The following is an 18,847-nucleotide window of genomic DNA, read 5'->3' as shown; positions in this document are numbered from 1 at the left end:
ATGGCCCTTCCCCAGGACCTCGAGGGCCGGGTCGTCCTCTACACGGGCGCGGCGGGCGGGCTGGGCCTTCAGACGACGCTGGCCCTGATGGGGCGTGGCGCGACCGTCGTGGCGGTCGATAACGACCAGGCCAAGGTCGCGGCGCTGGAAGCCGAGGCCGCCCGGGTCGGGGCGGGGCGCCTCATCGTCTCGCTTGCCGATCTGTCCGATCTCGATGGTTTCCGGACCGTGCTGAAGGCTCTGCTGGAGCAGGTCGGCGCCTTCGACGTGGTGATCAACAACGCCGCCATCTATCCCTCGCGTCCGTTCGAGGACTATTCGATCCAGGACCACCAGGCGGTCCAGCGGGTCAATGTCGACGCCGCGATCGTCGCCGTTCAGGCGGCCCTGCCGGCCATGCGCGAGCGGGGCTTTGGCCGGATCATCAACATCTCCAGCATCACCCTCTCGGGTCAGTGGGCGAACCTGTCGCCCTATGTCGCCTCCAAGGGGGCCCTGGTCGGCCTGACCCGCGCCTGGGCGCGGGAGTTCGGACCGTACGGCGTCACCGTCAACGCCATCGCCCCCGGGGCCTTTCCCACCGACGCCGAGAAGATCCATCCGGATCCGGACGGCTACGCCCGTCATGTGCTCGACAGCCAGGCCGTCAAGCGCCGGGGTCATGTCGGCGACATCGCCCACGCCATCGCATTCTTCGCCGCCGATGAGGCGGGCTTCATCACCGGCCAGACGCTGCACGTGAACGGCGGCTGGGTGATGAGCTGAACCAGCCGGAAGGTCTTTTCTCCATGGGCATACTGAGCGGAATCCGCGTTCTCGACTGTTCCATCGCCATGGCCGGCCCGTTCGCCGCCCAGCGCCTGGGCGACCTGGGCGCCGACGTGATCAAGGTCGAGCCGACCACCGGCGAGTGGCAGCGCCACGTCGCGGCCGGCGGCGCGCGCGGCAACCAGATCAACGTCTCGTTCCTGTCGCTGAACCGCAACAAGCGCTCCCTGGCCGTCGACCTGAAGACGGACGAGGGCAAGGCGCTGCTGTTGGAGATGGTCAAGACGGCCGACGTCTTCCTGCAGAACTACCGGCCCGGTGTCGCCCAGCGGTTGGGCGTCGACTACGAGACCCTGTCGAAGATCAATCCGCGGCTGATCTACGTGTCGATGTCCGGCTATGGCGAGGACGGTCCGTACCGGAACTATCCGGGGCAAGACCTGCTGCTGCAGGCCATGTCGGGGGCGATGATGTCGTCGGGGGCGGCTGACCAGCCGCCGCAGCCGGCCGGCCAGTACCTAGTCGACGCGATCACCGCCTACACCGCCTTCGAGGGCGCTCTGGCGGCGCTGTTCCATCGCGAGCGGACGGGCGAGGGCCAGCTGGTCCAGATCAACATGCTGGACGCCATCACCACCATCCAGATGCAGGAACTGTCGGTCTTCACCATCGGCGGCAAGCCGCAGACCCGCTCGGCCGAGCCCCACGCCCACAGCTATATCCGGGCGCCCTACGGCGTCTTCCAGACCCAGGACGGCTACATCTCGATCGCCATGGCTTCGCTGAAGACCCTGGGCCGGCTGATCGACGAGCCGTTCTTCGCCGACCTGGACGACGAGACCGACAGCTGGATCCATCGCGACGAAATCTACGCCTGCGTGCGTCGGCGACTGGTCCATCGGACCAGCGCCCACTGGCTGGCCCTGTTCCGCCAGAACGACATCTGGTGCGGCCCGGTCTACGGCTATGCCGAGCTCGTCGAGGATCCGCAGATCCAGCACAACGGAACCTTCGTCGAATACGACCATCCGACCGAGGGGCGGGTGAAGGCCCCGGGCTTTCCGATCCGCTTCTCCAAGACGCCGTCGACCATCGAACGCGGCGCGCCGCTGGTCGGGGAGCACACCCGCGAGATCCTGGCCGAGACCGGCCGCGACGCGGAGCAGATAGAGGCCCTGATCCGCGCCGGCGTGGTGCGGTCGGCATGACCGCGCCCCGCTATCACGGCCTGACCTGGGACCATCCACGAGGATATCGAGCGCTGGAGGCCGCCGCCTCCCGGCTGGATCCGGACCGGGACGGCCTGGCCCTGAGCTGGGACCGTCATTCGCTTGAAGGTTTCGAGGAACGGCCGATCGGCGAGCAGTGCGCCCTGTATGACCTGGTCGTGCTGGACCATCCGCATGTCGGCGAGGCCGTGGCCGCCGACTGCCTCGTCCCGCTGGAGGACCTGTTCGAGGACGAGGAGATCGCCGCCTGGCAAGCCGCCGTCATGGGGCGCTGCCTGGACAGCTACCGCTATGCCGGTCGCCACTGGGCTTTGCCGCTGGACGCCGCGACCCAGGTCATGGCCTGGCGCAAGGATCGGCTCGACGCGCCGCCGACGCTGTGGGACGAGGTCGTGCGGCTGGCGGAGACCGGCGGCGTGGTGCTGTCGCTGTCGGGCCCGCACGCGGCCTTGACGTTCCAGTCGATCTGCGCCGCCCATGGCGCGTCGCCGGCGGCGGACGGCGAAACCTTCATGGAGCCCGCCGCCGGCCGCGCCGCCTGGAGCCTGCTGTCGCGGCTGGCGGCGCACAGCCCGCCAGCCTTGCGGCCGCTGAACCCGATCGGCCTGCTGGAGCACATGAGCGCCCATGACGATGTGGCCCTCTGCCCGCTGGTCTACGGCTATGTGAACTACGCCCCCGACGGCGCCCTGGGCTTCGCGGACGCGCCGCGCGTGACGCCGGACGGGCCCGTGGGCTCGATCCTCGGCGGGACCGGGATCGGGGTGTCGCGGCGTTGCGCGGTGACGCCACAACTGCTGGACCATCTGCGCTGGCTGATGGCCGATGCGACGCAGCGCGGCTTCATCCCCGCCCATGAGGGGCAGCCCGCGCTGCAGGCCGCCTGGCGCGATCCGGCCGTCAACGCGCGATGGGGCGACTTCTACGCCAGCACCTACGCCACGCTGGACGGCGCCAGCCTGCGGCCGCGCCACGACGGCGCCATCGCCTTCCAGACGGCGGCGTCGCAGCGCGTCCGCGCCGGTCTCGACATCGGCGACGGCGCGGATCGGGTGCTGGACGACCTGCAGGCGCTGTTCGTGCGCCACCGCCCAGCCGGCGCTGAGACTTGAGGAGCAGGCGATGAGCCAGGACGACGAGCTTCTGTTCGAGGTGACGGGCCATGTCGCCGTCATCACCCTGAACCGGCCGCACAAGCTGAACGCGGTGACGCCGGCTATGGCCAAGGCGGTCGAGGCGGCGATCGCAGAGGTCGACGCCTCCGACACCATCCGCTGCGTGGTGATCACCGGGACGGGGGAGAAGGCCTTCTGCGCCGGGTCGGACATCTCGACCCTGGACCAGTACCAGACCCCCTGGGAGTTCCGGAACCGCGGGGACTATTGCGACGCCGTGCGGCTGTGCCGCAAGCCGACGATCGCGGCGATCAACGGCTATGCCCTCGGCGGCGGGCTGGAGACGGCGATGAGCTGCGACATCCGCATCGCCTCGGCCAACGCCCGGTTCGCCGCCCCCGAGATCAAGCTGGGCTGGATCGGCGGTGGCGGCATGGCGGCCGGCCTGGTCCATTCGATCGGCGCCTCGAACGCGGCCCTGATGATCCTGACCGGCGACACGATCGACGCCGAGACCTGCCGGCAATGGGGACTGGTCAGCGAGGTGGTCGCGCCCGGCGAGTTGCTGACGCGAGCCCGGGCCGTCGCCGAGGTCATCGCCTCGCGTGCGCCGATCGCCGCCGAGACCGCCAAGCTGAACCTCAAGGCGGCCCACGCCATGCCCTATGAAAAGGCGGTCGAGTACGAGCGCGACCTGCAGACGATCTGTTTCGCCACGGCGGATGCGGCGGAGGGGCGGGCGGCGTTCGCCGAGAAACGGACGCCCGTGTTCCGGCGTCGCTGACCACAACCGCCTGTTCGCGTCGGCCGAGGATGGCTACGAAGGGCCGACCACCGATGCGGAGAGGACATGAAGCCCAGGATCCTGATCAGCCGCCGCTGGCCTGACGTCGTCGAGGCCCGGCTGCGCCAGCGCTATGACGTGACGCTGAACGAGGGCGACGCGCCGATGGGCGTCGAGCAACTGCGCGCGGCGATGAGCGCCTACGACGCCCTTTGCCCGACGGTCTCGGATCGCGTCACGGCCGAGGTCCTGGCCGCGCCCGATGCGCGGGTGAAGATGATCGCCAACTATGGCGCGGGCTACGAGCACATCGACCTGGCGGCGGCCAGGGCGGCCGGGGTGGTGGTGACCAACACGCCCGACGTGCTGACCGACGCCACCGCCGAACTGGCGATGCTGCTGATGCTGATGACCAGCCGCCGGGCGGCGGAGGGCGAACGCGAGCTGCGGGCCGGCCAGTGGACCGGCTGGCGGCCCACACACCTGCTGGGCCGGTCGCTGGCGGGCAAGACCCTGGGCCTGGTCGGCTATGGCCGCATCGCCCGGGCCACCGCCCGGCGGGCCCGCGCCGCCCTGGGAATGGAGATCGCCTATTACAGCCGCCGGCGCGCGGACGACGAGGACGGCGCGACCTATCACGAGACGCTGGAGAGCCTCGCGGCGGCGGCCGACGTGCTGTCGCTGCACACCCCGGGCGGTCCCGAGACCCACCATCTCGTCGACGCCGCCCTGCTGGCGCGGATGAAGCCGACGGCGATCCTGATCAACACCGCGCGCGGTTCGGTGGTGGCCGAGGCCGACCTGGCCCAGGCCCTGGCCGACGGGACGATCGCCGGCGCCGGCCTGGACGTCTACCAGGGCGAGCCCAAGGTCGATCCGGTCCTGCTGGCGGCGCCCAACACCGTGCTGCTGCCGCACCTGGGCAGCGCGACCCTGGAGACCCGCACGGCCATGGGCATGCGGGCGGCCGACAATCTGGATCGCTTCTTCGACGGCATGCCGCCGCTCGACCGGGTCGCCTAGGCCTGAGGGCGGGTCTAGAGGGTTGATCTAAAGTAATACGTCATACAACATGCGGCTCTCCGAAACGAAGGGAGGGAGCGCATGGCGCAAGGCGCGATCAGCGAGAAGGCGGAGTTTAGCCGTCGCTTCGTGACGCTTGGGCTGGGCGCGGCCCTGGCGGCCAGCCCGTCGCTGGTGCGGGCCACGGGGTCGCTGACGGGCTTCCACGACGTACGCGACTACGGCGCCGTCGGTGACGGGATCGCCATCGACTCCGGCGCCGTCAACCGCGCCATCGAGGCGGCCTCCGCGGCCGGCGGCGGCACGGTGGTGATCCCCGCCGGCCACTACCTGTGCTTCTCGATCCGGCTGAAAAGCTTCGTCACCCTGGTGCTGATGAACGGTTCGGTGATCGAGGCGGCCGATCCCCGCAAGCACGCCGGCCGCTATGACCTGCCCGAGAACGTCTATGAGGAACAGTACCAGGACTACGGCGTCAGTCACTTCCACAACAGCCTGATCCATGGCGATGGGGTCAACGACGTCGCCATCATCGGCAAGGGGCTGATCCATGGCCTGGGCCTGGACCGCGAGGGACCGACGCCGCGCTGGCATGGCATGGCCGGCTGGACGTCGCCCGCCGAACAGGGGCTGACCCCCGACGCCGCTCGCCGGGCTATCCCGCGCGAGATGGCCTATGAGGGCCGGGGCAACAAGGCCATCGGCCTGACCGGCTGTCGCAACGTCTTGCTGCGCGACTTCACCATCCTGCAGGGCGGCCACTTCGCCTGCTACGTGCTGGGCTCGACCAATGTGCGTATCGACGGCCTGACCGTCGACACCGACCGCGACGGCATCGACATCGACGCCTGCCGCGACGTGAAGGTCACCAACTGCCTGGTCAACGCGCCCAAGGACGACGCCATCGTGCTGAAGAGCAGCATGGCCCTGAAGGCGCCGCGCTTCTGCGAGGACGTCAGCGTGATCGGCTGCAAGACCAGCGGCTACCTGTTGGGCACGGTGATCGACGGAACCTACCAGCCCTCGCCCTACAGGTCGGTGGACGACATCGGCGTGCTGGGCCGGATCAAGCTGGGCACCGATTCCGTCGCAGGTTTCCGCAACATCCTGGTGTCGGACTGCATCTGCGAGAACACCCGCGGCCTGCAGCTGGGCGCGATCGACGGCGGGGTGCTGGAGGACGTGACCTTCTCCAACATCCTGCTGCGCAACCCGGTCAACCATCCGATCTTCGTGCGCCTGTCGGGGCGCAACCGCGCGCCGGAAGGCAATGGACCGTCCCAGGTGCGGCGGGTGAGCTTCTCCAACATCAACGTCTCGGGCGCGCCCGGGCCCTACGCCAGCGGCGTGGTCGGCCTGCCCGGCGGGATCATCGAGGACGTCAGCTTCTCGGATATACACGTGCGCTCGGCCGGCGGCGGTTCGCGGCAAGACGCCGCGCGGGACATCGAGGAGCGGCCCAAGTCGTCGCTGGAGCCCAGCTTCATGGGCGCGTTCCCGGCCCACGGCCTGTGGGTGCGCCACGCCCGCAACGTGAGCGTACGCGATGTCAGCTTTTCGGTGGACAGGCCTGACGCCCGGCCGGCGATCGTGCTGGACGACGTGCAGGGCGCGACGATCGACGGCGTACGGTCCAGCCTGGCGCCGCGCGCGGCGGTCCGCACGGCGCGCAGCCGCGACGTCCACGCCCGCAATGTCGAGCGCCTGGCCTGAACAACGACCCGCGCTACACGACGGAGAGACCTCATGACGTTCCCATCGTTACGGCTGGCGCGACCGTGGCTGGTTCTCGGCCTCGCCCTCTGGGCGTTCGGCGCGGCCCGGGCCGCCGAAGTGACGCCGCTGCGCGACGGCTGGCGCTTCGCTCGCGCCGACGTGCCTGGAGCGGAAACCGCGACCTTTGACGACTCCGGCTGGGCGACGGTGTCGACGCCGCACACCTACAACGCCGCCGACTCCGGCCTCGGCGGGGCCAAGGCCCGAGGCGAGCCGGAAGGCGCCTATTACCGCGGCCCGGCCTGGTATCGGCTGTCGCTGGACCATACGCCGCGCGCCGGCCGGCGCTATTTCCTGCAGTTCGACGGCGCGGCGCTGAAGGCCGAGGTCTTTCTGAACGGCCGGAAGCTGGGGACGCATGAAGGCGGCTACGCCGCCTTTCGCTACGACGCCACGGACGCCCTCCGGCCGGGCAAGAATCTGCTGGCGGTACGGGTCGACAATGCGCGCAACACCCGGTTCGCGCCGCTGAACGGCGACTTCAACGTGTTCGGCGGCCTCTATCGCGCGGTCAAGCTGGTCGAGACTTCGGACATCCACGTGGACCTGGGCGACTGGAGCGGGCCGGGGGTCTATGCCCGCACCCAGGCCCTGGCGGCGGGCCGGGCGACGATCGGGGCCAAGGTCCTGGTCCGCAACGATCGCGCAACGGCGGCGAGCGTTCAGGTGGTGACGCGGATCCTCGATGCGGACGGCGCGGTGACCGTCGAGGCGCGTGGAGTGGCCCGGATCGCCGCAGGCCAGTCCCAGCCGGTCGAGCAGACCCTGGTCCTGAAGAAGCCCCGGCTGTGGGAGGGACGGCGCTCGCCCTATCTCTACCGCCTGCGCAGCGAGGTGCGGGTCCAGGGCAAGCTGGTCGACACCGCCGAGGTCCCGCTGGGCGTGCGCACGGTGGGCCTGGACGGGGAGGGGCGCTTCCTGCTGAACGGCAAGCCCTACGCCCTCTACGGCGCGAACATCCAACTGCCGACCCGCTTCGGCAAGGGGCCGGTCGTCAGCGACGCCGAGATGGACGAGGACATGCGGATCATGGCCGAGATGGGCGTCACCGCCCTGCGGCTGGCCCACATGCAGCATCCGCAGCGGGTCTATGACCAGGCCGACCGGCTGGGCATCCTTCTGACCACCGAAGTGCCGCTGATCGACGACCTGGACCCGTCCGACGCGTTCCGCGACAACCTGGTGCAGCAGATGCGCGAGCTGATCGCCCAGAACGTCAACCATCCGTCGGTCGCCCTGTGGGGCATCGGCAACGAGCTGCGGACCTCGGGCGAGGCGGCCAACCGGCTGCTGGCCGCGCTGCAATCGACGGCCAAGGCCATGGATCCGACGCGGCCCACGACCTACGCCCATTGCTGCTTGAAGGACGACGACCCGATCGCCCAGCACAGCGATACGGTCTCCTACAACCGCTATTTCGGCTGGTACTGGACCGAGGCCAAGGACATCGGCCCCTGGGCCGACGACCTGCACGCCCGTCTGCCGAAGCGGCCGATCGGGGTCAGCGAGTACGGGGCCGGGGCCAGCATCCTGCACCAGGAGGACCCCGTGCTGCGCCGCCCGGTCGCCGACGGTTACTGGCATCCCGAGCAATGGCAGACGGTCTTCCACGAGACCCACTGGCGCGAGCTGCGCCAGCGGCCGTTCCTGTGGTCCAACTTCATCTGGGTCGGCTTCGACTTCCCGTCGTTCAAGCGCAACGAGGGCGACCGGCCGGCCATCAACGACAAGGGGTTGGTCACTGAGGACCGGCTGACGCGCAAGGACGCCTACTACTGGTACCAGGCCAACTGGTCGGAGGTCCCGATGCTGCACCTCGCCAGCCGCCGCGACGTTAACAAGCGGACCAAGCACGTGAAGGTGAAGGCCTATTCCAACCAGCCGTCGGTGCGGCTGCGCCTGAACGGCGGCGACTGGACCACCGTGCCGGTCCAGGACCATGTCGCGCTATGGGAGATCGATCTGGCGGAGGGCGAGAACCTGGTCGAGGCGGCGGCCGAGGTCGAAGGGAAGGCGCTGAGCGACAGCGTGCAGTGGACGTATCGGACGCGACCCTGAGCGGGCCGGAGACATGCTCTTACGCCCCGTGTTGGCCGGAGTGCAGAGGGCTGGCCGTGAGTGCGTGTCCCCAACCGATCCGCTGACTTGCTTCCAAGGCGATAGCTGGAATTGGGGACACGCACTCACCCCAAGCTCGGGGTTCGATTTGCGCCTCCCTGCCGTGAGAGCATGTCCCCAGCCCCTGAGACCGGACTAAGCCCTAGGCCCGCGCCTCGAAGCGGTGGTCGCCCGAGCCGATCTCCAGCACCAGCCGGCCGCGCTCCATGCCCTTCACCGTCACGCCGGCGGCCTGGGCCGCGGGAACGCCGTTGACACGCACCGCGTCGGGGGCGCGGGCGGGGATATGGACCTCGGCCCGGCTGTTGGCGGGGGCCACCAGATGCAGTCCGAAACCGCCGTCCGGCTTCAAGGCCCAGTCGGTGCTGATCCGGCCTAGCACGCTGTCATAGTCGCCGCCGCCCTGGGGCACGCGCGGGTCCAGCACGGGATCGAAGCGGAACAACAGGAAGCCCGGCCGGATCGGCTCGATCCCGGCCACGCGGCGGAAGATGAAGCCGGTCACCGCGCCAAGGGCGTAGTGGTTGTAGGAGTTCATCGACACGTCGCCGACGTCGCCGTTCCATCGCTCCCAGATGGTCGTGGCGTTCTTGCGGATCATGTAGCCCCAGGACGGGAAATCGGTCCGCAGCAGCAGATCGTAGACCAGGGCCTGCTGGTCGTTGTCGGCCAGGGCGTCGAGGCTGAACGGCGTGCCCAGGAAGCCGGTCGACAGCAGCGTGCCGCGCCGACGGATGTCGGCGACCAGGTGGCCGGTGGCGGCGGCGCGCAGACCTTCGGGAACCAGTCCGAAGCGCAGGGCCAGGATATAGCCGGCCTGCGAGCCGTTACCCATCGAGCCGTCGGGCCGGATGAATTCGCGCTGGAAGGCGTCGGTGATGCGGGCGGCCAGATCGCGGTAGCGGACCGCGTCGGGCCGACGGCCGGAACCCGTCGCCATCTCGGCCATCGCCTCGACCGACCGTTTCCACATGGCGGTGCCGATCAGCGCCTTGGGCGTGGTCTCGTCGCCAGGGCTCTTGGCGTCGAGAGCCACCCAGTCGCCGAAGTCGTAACCGCGTTCCTTGCGCCAGATCAGGTCGGGATTGTTCTTGAGAATGAAGGCCAGGTAGCGGGTCATCGCCGCCCAGTTCTGGTCGACGATCGCCGTGTCGTTGTAGCGCTTCCAGACGGTCCAGGGCAGGATGACGCCGGCGTCGGCCCAGCCGGGCGACGCGCCCAGGCCCAGGTCCGCCCAGCCGGCCGGCGCATAGTCCGGGAATTCGCCGCGCGATCCCTGGGCGTCGCGGATGTCCCGGCCGAACCGCTCGGTGAAGGCCGCCACGTCCATGTTGAAGGCCGCGGCGTCCCAGAAGACGTTGGCGTCGCCGGTCCAGCCCAGCCGCTCGTCGCGCTGGGGGCAATCGGTGGGCAGGCCGAAGAAGTTGGACCTCTGGCTCCACAGGCTGTTGCGCCACAGCTGCTGGATCACCGGATTGGCGATGCGCAGGTGGCCGGTCTCGGCCAGGTTCGAGGAGACGACGACGCCCTCGACGTCGTCGGCGCTCGGCGCTTGGCCCAGGGCTTCGGCCAGACCCTCGACCTCGACATAGCGGAAGCCGAAATAGGTGAAGCGCGGCTCGTAGGTCTCGCCGGCCGGATCGCCCTTGAGGGTGTAGACCAGGGCCGCCCGGGCGGCGCGCAGGTTGGACTGGTCGGCGCGGCCGTCTGCGGCCAGCACCTCGGCGAAGCGCAAGGTCACCACCTGGCCAGCGCGGCCGCGCACCTTCAGTCGCGCCCAGCCGGCGAAGTTCTGGCCGAAGTCGAAGACATGGCGCGAGCCGACCGCCGTGACGGACACGGCCCGCAGCGTCTGGATCCTTCGGATCGGCGGGCTGATCTGGGCCTTGAGGGCGCAGGGCGGGGTGGGGGCGATGTCGACCGCGCGCCAGGCGGCGGCGTCGAAGCTCGCGGTCGACCAGCCGGCCTGTTCCAGCCGCGCGTCATAGTCTTCGCCATAGTAGATTTCCCCCCGGGTCACCGGAGCCGGGGCCAGGCGCCAGGACTCGTCGCTGACGATCGTCTCGCGCGTCCCATCGGCATAGGTGATCTCCAGCTGCCCCAGGAAGCGCAGGGGCGCGTCGCCGAACGCGTAGCGGCCGGCGGGAGCGACGTAGCTGCCGTACCAGCCGTCGCCGACCATCGCCCCGATGGCGTTGTGGCCGGGGACCAGCAGGTCGGTGACGTCATAGGCGCGATAGAGCGCGGTCTTGCGGAAGTCGGTGCTCTCCGGCGTCAGCAGGGCGTCGCCGACCCGCCGGCCGTTGATCTGGGCCTCGTAGGCCCCCAGGGCCGTGGCGTAGAGACGGGCGCGGGCCACCGGCCGGTCGACCGCGAAGGCCTTGCGCAGCAGGAATGCGCCGTAGCCCGGCCAGGCCTGGGTCTGGGTCTTGGAGACCTCGGCCGGCGCCCAGCGGGCGTCGTCGAAGTCGGGAGCCGTCCAGCTGTCGGGTGCGTGCAGGGCCGTCTTCATGCCGCGCGAGGTCAGGCGCAGCACCTTGCCGCCGGCCAGGTCGGCGCGGACCATCACAGCGGTGGCGATCTCGTGCAGCTTGGGCTCGTTGAAGCCCGAGGGGTCCCTGACGCGGACGGCGATCACATGGCGGCCGGCGGCGAGGGTGTGGCGCGTCTCGGCGATCGGCGCGACGCCGTAGGCGATGGGCGAGTGCGGCGGCCGCTGGACGGGCTGGCCGTCCAGCCAGAGCTCGGACTCGGCGTTGGCGATCGAGAACAGGGTCACGGTCGCGGCGGCCGGCAGGTCGAAGGCCAGGCGGAACGAGCGGGCGGAGCGGTCGGCCGGTCGGTCGCCGCGCATCCACAGCAGGCCGGCCTGGCGGTCGGCGCGGGCCAACTCGGTCTCGGCGGCGATCCACTTGGCGCGCCAGTCGGCCGGCTCCAGCAGGCCGGTTTCGAAGCTGGCCACGGCGCTGGTGGCGCGGCGACCCTTGTTGTCGCGCACCAGGACGCGCCACCAGACGATCTGGCGCGACTTCAGCGGGATGCCCAGCCAGGAGACGTCCATGCTCTGGTCGGTCAGCACCTCGCCGGCATGCCACAGGTCGGGGGTTCCGGCCTCGAGCAGGGCGCGCGTACTGGCGGCCTGGATCTCGTAGCGGGTCTGGCGGACGTCAGGATTGGGGCTGACCAGGCGCCAGGACAGCCGCACGGCCTGGTCGTCGACGCCCAGCGGCGCGGTCATGGAGCCGGCCTTCAGGTCGACGACCTCCAGGCCCGGGGTCTGCAGCGCCTGGGCCGCCAGCGTCGGGGCCGAGGCCGCGACACCGGCCAGTCCCGCGCCCATCATCAATCCACGGCGGGAAACGCTCATCGGGGGGCCTCTGTCTCGGGGCGTGGTCCAGCCTTGTCGATCACGATTCTCGCCTCGGCTGGCCAGTCACGGGTCGCGACCAGCAGGTTGTTCTCGGCGACATTGCCGATCTCGGCCAGCCAGCGGCCGCCCGTGCGCGGCGAGCTGTGCCAATTGCCGGTCGCGACGTTGTCAGTCGAGATCCTGCGTCGGTACATCTTGCCGGCGGTGTTGACGTTCAGCCACTTGCCCTGGGTGTCGATGACGTTGCCGGTCACCCGGAAGTGCTTGGAGCCCTCGTCCAGATAGACGCCGATCCGGTCGCCGATGTCGAAGACGTGGTTGCCGCGGATCACCGCGCCGGGATTGGCCGAGAGGTTGTAGATGGCGCCGCCGTCCATGTACCAGGTCTTCACCCCGTGGATCCGGTTGCCTTCGACCAGCGTGTTCCGCAGCGTCGTCGGCGTCGTGTAGCGGGTGTTGTGCAGGTAGCCCTTCTGGTTCTCGTCGTAGTTCGGGTTGCCGCCGGCGTCGTTGTAGCCCCAGCCCCAGCCGACCGCGACGCCGTCATAGGGCGCGTCCGAGATCTCGTTGTGCAGGATGCGGGCGCCGTCGACATAGGTGGTCAGGATGGCGGCGTTGTCCTTGTAGTCCTGGCTGACGGTGGCGACGGTGTTGTCGGCGATCTCCAGGTCGGTGTTGATCAGATCCGAGGTGGAGGGATGGTGGGCGTCCTCGCGCACGCCGCCGGCCATGATGGCCCCGCCGGACAGCACGGCGAACAGGTTGCGGCGGACGCGCACGCCGCGCGTGGCCAGGCCTGCGCCGCTGAGGTTGGCGTTGGGGTCGTTGCCAACGCCCAGGGCGACCTGGCCCAGTTGCGAGAACTGGTTGTCCTGGAAGACGATTTCGCGCGCCGCCGCCACCTGGACCGCGGCGGGGATCTGGCTCCATTTCTGCCGCATCGACTCGAACTCGGGACAGCCCCAGCCGCATTTGGCCCAGGCGTCGGCCGGGCGGATCGGCGAGGGATCCTTCAAGAAGGCCCCGCTCTGCTGGTTGGCGTAGCCGGTCGGCTCCGACGGTCCCATCCATGACGTGTACGAAAAGCGCAGACCTTGGAAGGTCAGGTTGCGCACCGGCGCCTGCGGCGTACCGCTGATCGAGGCCAGGACGGGCAAGGCCGGGACCGTGACGCGAAGCTTGCGGATGTCCTCGTCCTCGGCGATGCGCAGGTAGAGCTTGCCGGCGTCGGGATCGACGAACCACTGGTAGGGCTTGGCGTGCCAATCGTTGGTCTTGCCGATCAGCTCGGGAGCGTTGACCAGGAACAGGCGCGAATCCTCGGGGAAGATCGGCTTGGAGAGGGTGTCGTAGCCCCAGGTGTTATTGTCCCAGGCGGGTTGGCGCATCGTCACCCGCGCGCCGTCGATCGCGGCCACGGGCGAGATGCGATCGGTGAAGAACCCCGTCGCCTCGACCTCCAGCCGCTCCGGATGCTTTAGGGTCGACAGGAAGGCCAGGTCCGGATTGACGATCTCGAAGCCGGTGGCGTTGAACCGGACGTCCGACGGCTTGATCTCCAGCCAGGGACGTTCAGCCAGCGTGTCGTCGACCCAGACCTGGCGGGTGTCCAGGCCCTTGGGAATGTCGGCGACATAGAGGCGGCGCTTCTCGTCGAACGGCTTGAAGCCGGTGACGTCGAAGCCGCCCGAGATCAGCGGGCGAGCCCCGGCCGCGCCGCGCCAGGTCACGCGATGGCCGTCCTGGCCGCCGTCGGCGGCGGTGAAGACCAGGGGACTGTCCAGCCGATACGCGCCGGGGGCGATCTCGACCGTCACGTCGGCCTTGAGATTGCTGGCCCGCACCAGGGCCTGGGCGCGGGTCAGGGTGCGGACCGGGCGGCTGGCGCTGCCGGGATTGCGGTCGTCGCCCTGGGGAGAGACATGCAGGATTACCGCCGTTTGGGCCGCCATGGCTGTGGCGGTCCAGACGAGCGCGAAGGTCGAGATCGTGATGGCCGCGGCGCCGCGGATGACGAAGGCTTTGACCATCACGAACTCCCCAATGCATTTTGTCACGAGCCGGCTCTCTGGCCGGCTCCTTCGGTGGCCTTCGCCGCGAAACTCAGGCCTGGGCGACGACCTGCCGTTGCTGGCCCAGCCCCTCGATGCCCAGCTCCATCACGTCGCCGACGTCCAGATAGACCTCCGGCCGCTGTCCCAGGCCGACGCCGGGCGGGGTGCCGGTCGAGATGACGTCGCCAGGCTGCAGGGTCATGAACCGCGACAGGTAGGCGACGATGAAGGCCGGCTTGAAGATCATCGTGGCGGTCGAGCCGTCCTGGAACGTCTTGCCATTGACCTTCAGCCACATCTTCAGGTTCGCCGGGTCGGCGACCTCGTCGCGCGTCACCAGCCAGGGGCCGATCGGGCCGAAGGTGTCGCAGCCCTTGCCCTTATCCCAGGTGCCGCCCCGCTCCAGCTGGAAGGCGCGCTCGGAGACGTCGTTGATCACGCAATAGCCAGCGATGTGGGCCTCGGCGTCCGCTTCCTCGACATAGGAAGCGGTCTTGCCGATGACGACGCCCAGCTCGACCTCCCAATCCAGCTTGGTCGAGCCGCGCGGCTTCAGCACCGTGTCGTTGGGACCGACGATCGCCGAGGTGGCCTTGGTGAACAGCACCGGCTCCTCGGGGATGGGCAGTCCGGATTCGGCGGCGTGGTCGGCGTAGTTCAGGCCGATGCACAGGAACTTGCCGACCTTGCCCACGCAGGGGCCGTAGCGGACGTCCGCCGGCGCCAGGGGCAGGGCGTCCAGATCCACGGCGCGCAGTTTGGCCAGGGCCTCGTCGGACAGGGTCGCGCCGTCGATATCGGCCACCACGCCGCTGAGGTCGCGCACCCGGCCCTGGGTGTCGAGAGCGCCGGGCCGTTCCTGGCCGGCCGTGCCGAAGCGGAGCAGTTTCATGGGATATCCTCTTGACGTGGTCTAGTTGACCCAGCCGCCGTCGATGACGTTAGCGGTACCCGTTGTAAAGGCGGACTCGTCCGAAGCCAGGTAGACCGCCAGGGCCGCCAGCTCCTCCACGCGGCCGAAGCGCCCCATGGCCTGGCGGGCGGTGAACTCGGCATAGGCCTTGTCGAAGTCGCCGGTGTCGCGCAGGCGTTGCAGCAGGGACGGGGTCTCGACCGTGCCGGGACAGATGGCGTTGCAGCGCACGCCCCGGCCCACGAAGTCGGCGGCCACGGCCTTGGTCAGGCCGATCACCGCCGCCTTGGTCGCGCCGTAGGCGAAGCGGTTGGGCACGCCTTTGATCGACGAGGCGATCGAGGACATGTTGATGATCGATCCGCCGCCGCCCCGGATCATGCCCGGCAGGAAGGCGCGGATCATCCGGTACTGGGCGGTGACGTTCAGGGCGTTGGAGAAGGCCCAGTCGTCCTCGTCGCAGTCGAGGATCGTGCCGGCGTGGACGAAGCCGGCGCAGTTATAGAGCACGTCCACCTGCGGGAACTCCTCGGCGATCACCCGGATGGCCTCGCGGTCGGTGACGTCCAGCCGGCGCACGATCAGGTCTTCGGCGTCGGCCAGGGGTTCGATGCGGATATCGGCGGCGATCACGCTCGCGCCTTCGCGCCTGAACGCCTCCGCCGTCGCCCGGCCGATGCCCTGCGCCGCCGCCGTCACCAGCGCTGTCTTGCCCGCGAGCCTCATAATCCACCTAAACATAAGACGTATTATGTTTGCTACCGGCCTCGGCCTTAGGCGTCAAGGGCGTCCGCCGCTACGCCCCAAAAGAAAAACCGCACCACGACGAGCGTGGTGCGGCGGCCTTGATCGGCAGGAGGGAAGGGGATCTAGAAGCGCACGCGGACCCCGCCAGCGACGCGCCGGCCGGTGGTGCGGAACTCCTTGGTCCGGTCGGGCGTGACCGAATAGATGAACTCTTCCTCGTCGGTCAGGTTCAGGCCGTCGATGAACACCGTGAAGTGATCGGTGACGTTGTAGGACGCCCCGACGTCCAACTGGCCGTAGCTGTCGAAATATTCCGGCTCGCCATTACGGCCCGAGGCGACCTGCAGGAACTTGTCGCGCCAGGTATAGGCCACGCGCGCCTGGACGGGGCCCTTCTCGTAGAAGCCGACGAGGCTGTAGGAGTACTTCGACAGGCCCTCCAGCCCGTACGACACGTTGGCGACGGTGTTGGTGTAGTTGGCGTTGGACTCCGCGTAGGTGAAGCTGGTCTGCACGCCCAGGCCGTCGACCGGCGCGGGCAGGCGGCCGAACACCTGGCGGTAGCCCAGCTCGAAGCCCTTCACCACCGCGCCGTCACCATTGTCGGGCACGGTGACCTGGAAGGTCACCTGATCGACCTTCTGGGGCGTGGTGACCAGGGTCACGAACGAGTCGATGTTCTTGTAGAAGGCCGCGAACGACAGCAGCGACAGGTCGTCGAAGTACCATTCCAGGCCGCCCTCGATCTGGGTGGCGCGGAATGGCTGCAGGTCGGGGTTGCCACGCTTGATCGTCTCATTGCCGGGGTTGGTCTGGATGGACTGGCGCGGCGACAGGTCCGACAGGGTCGGCCGGGTCATCACGCGCGAGGCGGCCAGGCGCAGGATCAGGTCGTCGGTCAGGTTCAGGCGGGCGTTCACCGACGGCAGGATGTCGGTGTAGTGGCCGTCGAAGCTGACGGGGACCACAGGCGAGACGGTGATGATGTTCTGGCCGGCGCCGTTCGGCTTGGCGCTGGTCACCGTCCGCGAGGCGCCCGACGAGGTGTAGTCGGTGTCCTCGATCCGGACGCCCAGGTTGATGGCCAGGGGCATCGAGCCCAGGTCCGTCTTAATGTCGGTCATCAGGTAGCCCAGCAGCACCTTCTCATCGACCACCGACGAGCCCGACGGGGAGTAGACGGCCTGGTTGAACGCCTTGCCGTCGCGGGTGGCGTACTCCTTGACCTGCAGGATCAGCGCTCGGGGATCGTAGATCAGCCAGTCGTGGAGGATCTTGTCGCCGTACTGGCCATTGAAGAAATTGCGGTTCGTCGGCTGGAACAACGACGTGGGCAGCAGCTGGTTGGAGTCGCAATAGGCGCACTGCTCGCCGAACGGCATCTCGTTGGAGGTGATGGTCTTGGTGCGGTTCTGGGCCGAGAAGCCGGCGCTGACCGAGACGGCGCCCGGCGGCTTCCAGGCGGCGTCGACCTTGTATTCCTCGATCTCGTCATCGACGTCCGACCCGCCGCCCCAGATGTAGTAGTGGGCGGTCACGCCCTGCGGATTGGTCGCGGCGTTGGCGTAGTTCGGGCTGGTGAAGCCGTACGAATACATCGGATCGCCGCCGCGGCGGTCGAACCAGGTGTCGACATTCTTGCGCCGGATGGTGGTGAAGTCGTTGTCCTCCTTGCCGCGGCGTTCGGCTTTCGAGGTCGAGGCGTCGAACGAGACGGTCAGGTCGTCGGTGGCCTGCCACTTGACGTTCAGGCCCAGCTGGTCGGTCGTGACCTTGCGGTGGTCGTACTGGATGATCTGGTCGACGAAGCCGCCCTGGTAGCGCTGGTAGACCGCCTCGCCGCCCTGCACGACCTGCTCGACCAGCGTGCCGCCGGCGAAGTCGTAGGCCAGGCCGGTCTGTTGCTCGATGATGTCGGCCTTGGCGTAGAGGGCGTCCAGGCTGACTGTCAGGCGATCGGTCGGCTTGTACTGCACGACGCCGTTCAGGCCGGTCATCTTCTTGTCGCGCTCGAAGAAGAACGGCGACAGGTTCGATGGCATCGAGACGTTGCTGAACGGCGCGACGCCCGGGCCGATGCGGCCGCCGGGAACGCCGGCCAGATTGTAGTAGGAGTCCGTGCTCGAGCGGTGCACGTGGCCCGCGCCGATCGTGAACTCGTCGTCGCGCACCTTCTGTTTCGAATAGGAGACCGACAGGGCCGCGCCCAGGGTGCGATCCGCGTTGCGCCAGCTAACCACGCCCGAAGCCTCGGGATTGTTGGTGTCGCGCAGCTCGGCCCAGGTCGAGCCGACGGAACCGGCCAAGCTAAAGGGCTTGCGCTGTTCCAGCGGGCGCAGGGTGCGCACGTCGATGGTCGCGCCGATCGAGGCGCCGTTGATGTTGGCCTGCGGCGACTTGTAGACGTCCGCGCCGGCGATGATCTCGGACGGCAGGACGTCGAACGAGAATTCGCGGCCGTTGTTGTCGGTGGCCAGGGTGCGGCCGTTGACGGTGACGGCGTTGAACTTGGGGCCGAAGCCGCGCACCGACACGTAGCGGCCTTCGCCCCGGTTGCGCTCGATGGTCACGCCGGCGACGCGCTGCAGCGACTCGGCCACGTTCTGGTCGGGCAGCTTGCCCAGGTCTTCCGAGGCGATGGAATCGACCACCCCGACGGCTTGGCGCTTGATGTCGATCGACTGCTGCTGGCTGGCGCGAATGCCGGTGACCACGACTTCCTCCACGGCGTCGGCGTTCGGCGCCGAAGCGGGCGGGGCGTCCTGCGCCACGGCCCAGGTGGGAAGCGCCCAGGCCCCGATCAGCCCCAGCGCGGTGGCGGCCAGCATAGTGGTCTTGGTGGACATCCTCGGATCCTGTCGTTTCTACCCCGGTGGCCGGTTTACCGGCCTTGTCCCGACGTTAGTCGCCGGCAGGATGTATGTCAAATTATCATCATACATCTTATGAA

At 68.9% G+C, this 18,847-nt stretch carries 12 protein-coding genes; 7 read left to right on the top strand and 5 right to left on the bottom strand.

Annotated features, from left to right (window positions below):
- The 7 genes from G3M57_RS15370 to G3M57_RS15340 all read left to right on the top strand — a co-directional run bounded on the left by G3M57_RS15370 (nucleotide 1) and on the right by G3M57_RS15340 (nucleotide 8,753).
- Complete coding sequence (locus G3M57_RS15370; protein ID WP_056755416.1) at nucleotides 1-765, top strand: SDR family NAD(P)-dependent oxidoreductase; 765 nt, start codon at nucleotides 1-3, stop codon at nucleotides 763-765.
- Nucleotides 766-788: 23 nt separating this feature from the next.
- The gene (locus G3M57_RS15365; protein WP_056755419.1) at nucleotides 789-1,976 is read left to right on the top strand and encodes a CaiB/BaiF CoA transferase family protein; all 1,188 of its coding nucleotides are present in this window, start codon (nucleotides 789-791) and stop codon (nucleotides 1,974-1,976) included.
- A complete protein-coding gene (locus tag G3M57_RS15360) occupies nucleotides 1,973-3,109 on the top strand; it encodes an extracellular solute-binding protein (protein ID WP_163231533.1) in 1,137 nt (378 codons plus the stop codon). Before G3M57_RS15365 ends, G3M57_RS15360 begins: the two co-directional genes overlap by 4 nt.
- Nucleotides 3,110-3,119: 10 nt before the next feature.
- Entirely contained in the window at nucleotides 3,120-3,896 is a 777-nt protein-coding gene (locus G3M57_RS15355) for an enoyl-CoA hydratase/isomerase family protein (RefSeq protein ID WP_163231531.1), read from the top strand.
- A gap of 66 nt (nucleotides 3,897-3,962) precedes the next feature.
- Nucleotides 3,963-4,919 (top strand): 2-hydroxyacid dehydrogenase, encoded by a 957-nt coding sequence (locus G3M57_RS15350; RefSeq protein WP_056755430.1) that lies wholly within the window; start codon nucleotides 3,963-3,965, stop codon nucleotides 4,917-4,919.
- 81 nt (nucleotides 4,920-5,000) lie between these two features.
- Complete coding sequence (locus tag G3M57_RS15345; protein WP_208789606.1) at nucleotides 5,001-6,632, top strand: rhamnogalacturonidase; 1,632 nt, start codon at nucleotides 5,001-5,003, stop codon at nucleotides 6,630-6,632.
- Between the two features lie 33 nt (nucleotides 6,633-6,665).
- Nucleotides 6,666-8,753: a glycoside hydrolase family 2 protein gene (locus tag G3M57_RS15340; protein WP_163231530.1), complete on the top strand. Its 2,088-nt coding sequence runs from the start codon at nucleotides 6,666-6,668 to the stop codon at nucleotides 8,751-8,753.
- A gap of 202 nt (nucleotides 8,754-8,955) precedes the next feature.
- Here G3M57_RS15340 and G3M57_RS15335 read toward each other — a convergent pair whose 3' ends face one another.
- The 5 genes from G3M57_RS15335 to G3M57_RS15315 form a co-directional block, all read right to left on the bottom strand.
- Nucleotides 8,956-12,180: an alpha-L-rhamnosidase gene (locus G3M57_RS15335; RefSeq protein WP_230983797.1), complete on the bottom strand. Its 3,225-nt coding sequence runs from the start codon at nucleotides 12,178-12,180 to the stop codon at nucleotides 8,956-8,958.
- Complete coding sequence (locus tag G3M57_RS15330) at nucleotides 12,177-14,213, bottom strand: DUF1565 domain-containing protein (RefSeq protein WP_163231527.1); 2,037 nt, start codon at nucleotides 14,211-14,213, stop codon at nucleotides 12,177-12,179. The genes G3M57_RS15335 and G3M57_RS15330 overlap by 4 nt, the downstream gene beginning before the upstream one ends.
- A 73-nt stretch (nucleotides 14,214-14,286) precedes the next feature.
- Nucleotides 14,287-15,129, bottom strand: a complete 843-nt coding sequence (locus G3M57_RS15325; protein ID WP_056755440.1) for a fumarylacetoacetate hydrolase family protein — start codon at nucleotides 15,127-15,129, stop codon at nucleotides 14,287-14,289.
- A 21-nt stretch (nucleotides 15,130-15,150) separates the two neighbouring features.
- Entirely contained in the window at nucleotides 15,151-15,879 is a 729-nt protein-coding gene (locus G3M57_RS15320) for an SDR family oxidoreductase (protein WP_163233743.1), read from the bottom strand.
- 140 nt (nucleotides 15,880-16,019) lie between these two features.
- The gene (locus G3M57_RS15315; RefSeq protein ID WP_230983798.1) at nucleotides 16,020-18,743 is read right to left on the bottom strand and encodes a TonB-dependent receptor; all 2,724 of its coding nucleotides are present in this window, start codon (nucleotides 18,741-18,743) and stop codon (nucleotides 16,020-16,022) included.
- Nucleotides 18,744-18,847 lie beyond the last annotated feature (104 nt).

Origin of the sequence: Caulobacter rhizosphaerae (assembly GCF_010977555.1) — a bacterium.
Taxonomy (GTDB): Bacteria; Pseudomonadota; Alphaproteobacteria; order Caulobacterales; family Caulobacteraceae; genus Caulobacter; species Caulobacter rhizosphaerae.
The sequence above is the reverse complement of the archived record's forward strand: the minus strand, read 5'-3'. Positions and strand labels throughout refer to the sequence as shown.